2 protein-coding genes are annotated in these 3743 nt (G+C 43.5%); one reads left to right on the forward strand and one right to left on the reverse strand.

The window, feature by feature from the left end; all coding sequences use genetic code 11:
* Nucleotides 1-1713 (forward strand): malolactic enzyme (locus FN960_RS20585; RefSeq protein ID WP_260682091.1); only part of this gene is annotated, 1713 nt, incomplete at its 5' end.
* A 681-nt stretch (nucleotides 1714-2394) separates the two neighbouring features.
* Here the strand turns inward: FN960_RS20585 and aph(3')-Ia are convergent.
* On the reverse strand, nucleotides 2395-3210 hold the full coding sequence (gene aph(3')-Ia / locus FN960_RS20590; RefSeq protein ID WP_143850749.1) for an aminoglycoside O-phosphotransferase APH(3')-Ia: 816 nt from the start codon (nucleotides 3208-3210) through the stop codon (nucleotides 2395-2397).
* Nucleotides 3211-3743: the final 533 nt, after the last annotated feature.

A 3743-nucleotide genomic window follows, 5' to 3' on the forward strand; every position in this document is an offset into this window, starting at 1 on the left:
ACTTTAAGAAGGAGATATACCATGGGCAGCAGCCATCATCATCATCATCACAGCAGCGGCCTGGTGCCGCGCGGCAGCCATATGATGACTACAACAGGGTATAGCATTTTGCGTAATCCATTTTTAAATAAGGGAACGGCATTTTCTGCAGCTGAGCGTGAGCGATTGGGCTTAACTGGCACATTACCAAGTCAAGTACAAATGATTGAAGAACAAGCAGAACGAGCTTACAAACAATTTCAGGCGAAAAGTCCTTTACTTGAAAAAAGAACATTTCTTATGAATTTGTTTAATGAAAACGTGACATTGTTCTATCACTTGATGGATCAACATGTTTCAGAATTTATGCCAATTGTTTATGATCCTATTGTCGCAGAGTCTATTGAACAATATAATGAAATTTACACTAATCCTCAGAATGCAGCATTTTTGTCAATCGATCATCCAGAAAATATTGAGAGCTCATTGAAGAGTGTCGCTGATGGCAGAGATATAAAGCTAGTTGTTGTGACTGATGCTGAAGGTATATTAGGCATGGGCGATTGGGGTGTCAATGGTGTTGATATTGCCGTTGGTAAATTGATGGTTTACACAGCAGCAGCTGGAATAGACCCGGCAACAGTATTACCAGTAAGCATTGATGCAGGTACGAATAACAAAATATTATTAGAAAATCCTTTGTATTTAGGGAACAAACACGAACGTATTGCTGGTGAAAAGTATCTTGAATTCATAGATAAGTTTGTAACTGCTGAACAAAAATTGTTCCCAGCATCATTATTGCATTGGGAAGATTTTGGACGTTCAAATGCACAAGTAATTTTGGATAAATATAAAGACAGCATTGCCACATTTAACGATGATATTCAAGGAACCGGAATGATTGTTTTGGCAGGAATATTCGGAGCTCTAAATATATCGAAAGAAAAACTAGTTGATCAAAGATTCCTAACGTTCGGTGCCGGTACAGCTGGTATGGGTATTGTTAATCAGATTTTTTCAGAATTAAAACAAGCTGGGTTATCCGATGCAGAGGCCCGCAGCCATTTCTATCTTGTGGATAAGCAAGGATTATTATTTGATGATACTGAAGATTTAACTGAAGCGCAAAAGGCGTTCACACGTTCAAGAAAGGAACTTGTTAACTCTGAACAATTAGACAATTTGGAAGCAGTGGTCAATGAGATACGTCCAACAGTTTTGATTGGTACTTCAACACAGCCAGGTACATTTACGGAAGCAATTGTAAAATCGATGGCACAAAATACAGAACGCCCAATTATTTTTCCTTTGTCAAATCCAACAAAATTAGCTGAAGCAACTGCAGAAAACTTAATTAAATGGACTGATGGAAAAGCTTTGATAGCAACTGGTATTCCTGCAGCGAATGTTACCTACAAAGGAGTGACATATAAAATAGGACAGGGCAATAACGCGTTGATTTATCCTGGTTTAGGCTTTGGTCTTGTTGCCTCAGCTGCTAAGCTGTTAGCACAAGAAACAATCTCAGCTGCTATTCATGCGTTGGGTGGTCTAGTGGATGCTGATGAACCAGGAGCAGCAGTACTGCCACCAGTTTCAAATCTTACTGAGTTTTCACAAAAGATTGCTGAAATTACAGCACAAAGTGTTCTAAAGCAGGGACTTAATCGTGAAAAAATTGCCGATCCAAAGCAAGCCGTACAAGATGCTAAATGGTCTGCGGAGTACTAAGGATCCGAATTCGAGCTCCGTCGACAAGCTTGCGGCCGCACTCGAGCACCACCACCACCACCACTGAGATCCGGCTGCTAACAAAGCCCGAAAGGAAGCTGAGTTGGCTGCTGCCACCGCTGAGCAATAACTAGCATAACCCCTTGGGGCCTCTAAACGGGTCTTGAGGGGTTTTTTGCTGAAAGGAGGAACTATATCCGGATTGGCGAATGGGACGCGCCCTGTAGCGGCGCATTAAGCGCGGCGGGTGTGGTGGTTACGCGCAGCGTGACCGCTACACTTGCCAGCGCCCTAGCGCCCGCTCCTTTCGCTTTCTTCCCTTCCTTTCTCGCCACGTTCGCCGGCTTTCCCCGTCAATGGTTCACGTAGTGGGCCATCGCCCTGATAGACGGTTTTTCGCCCTTTGACGTTGGAGTCCACGTTCTTTAATAGTGGACTCTTGTTCCAAACTGGAACAACACTCAACCCTATCTCGGTCTATTCTTTTGATTTATAAGGGATTTTGCCGATTTCGGCCTATTGGTTAAAAAATGAGCTGATTTAACAAAAATTTAACGCGAATTTTAACAAAATATTAACGCTTACAATTTAGGTGGCACTTTTCGGGGAAATGTGCGCGGAACCCCTATTTGTTTATTTTTCTAAATACATTCAAATATGTATCCGCTCATGAATTAATTCTTAGAAAAACTCATCGAGCATCAAATGAAACTGCAATTTATTCATATCAGGATTATCAATACCATATTTTTGAAAAAGCCGTTTCTGTAATGAAGGAGAAAACTCACCGAGGCAGTTCCATAGGATGGCAAGATCCTGGTATCGGTCTGCGATTCCGACTCGTCCAACATCAATACAACCTATTAATTTCCCCTCGTCAAAAATAAGGTTATCAAGTGAGAAATCACCATGAGTGACGACTGAATCCGGTGAGAATGGCAAAAGTTTATGCATTTCTTTCCAGACTTGTTCAACAGGCCAGCCATTACGCTCGTCATCAAAATCACTCGCATCAACCAAACCGTTATTCATTCGTGATTGCGCCTGAGCGAGACGAAATACGCGATCGCTGTTAAAAGGACAATTACAAACAGGAATCGAATGCAACCGGCGCAGGAACACTGCCAGCGCATCAACAATATTTTCACCTGAATCAGGATATTCTTCTAATACCTGGAATGCTGTTTTCCCGGGGATCGCAGTGGTGAGTAACCATGCATCCTCAGGAGTACGGATAACATGCTTGATGGTCGGAAGAGGCATAAATTCCGTCAGCCAGTTTAGTCTGACCATCTCATCTGTAACATCATTGGCAACGCTACCTTTGCCATGTTTCAGAAACAACTCTGGCGCATCGGGCTTCCCATACAATCGATAGATTGTCGCACCTGATTGCCCGACATTATCGCGAGCCCATTTATACCCATATAAATCAGCATCCATGTTGGAATTTAATCGCGGCCTAGAGCAAGACGTTTCCCGTTGAATATGGCTCATAACACCCCTTGTATTACTGTTTATGTAAGCAGACAGTTTTATTGTTCATGACCAAAATCCCTTAACGTGAGTTTTCGTTCCACTGAGCGTCAGACCCCGTAGAAAAGATCAAAGGATCTTCTTGAGATCCTTTTTTTCTGCGCGTAATCTGCTGCTTGCAAACAAAAAAACCACCGCTACCAGCGGTGGTTTGTTTGCCGGATCAAGAGCTACCAACTCTTTTTCCGAAGGTAACTGGCTTCAGCAGAGCGCAGATACCAAATACTGTCCTTCTAGTGTAGCCGTAGTTAGGCCACCACTTCAAGAACTCTGTAGCACCGCCTACATACCTCGCTCTGCTAATCCTGTTACCAGTGGCTGCTGCCAGTGGCGATAAGTCGTGTCTTACCGGGTTGGACTCAAGACGATAGTTACCGGATAAGGCGCAGCGGTCGGGCTGAACGGGGGGTTCGTGCACACAGCCCAGCTTGGAGCGAACGACCTACACCGAACTGAGATACCTACAGCGTGAGCTATGAGAAAGCGCCACGCTT

The organism is Alkalicoccobacillus porphyridii, from assembly GCF_007293315.1.
Classification (GTDB): Bacteria; Bacillota; Bacilli; order Bacillales; family Bacillaceae_D; genus Alkalicoccobacillus; species Alkalicoccobacillus porphyridii.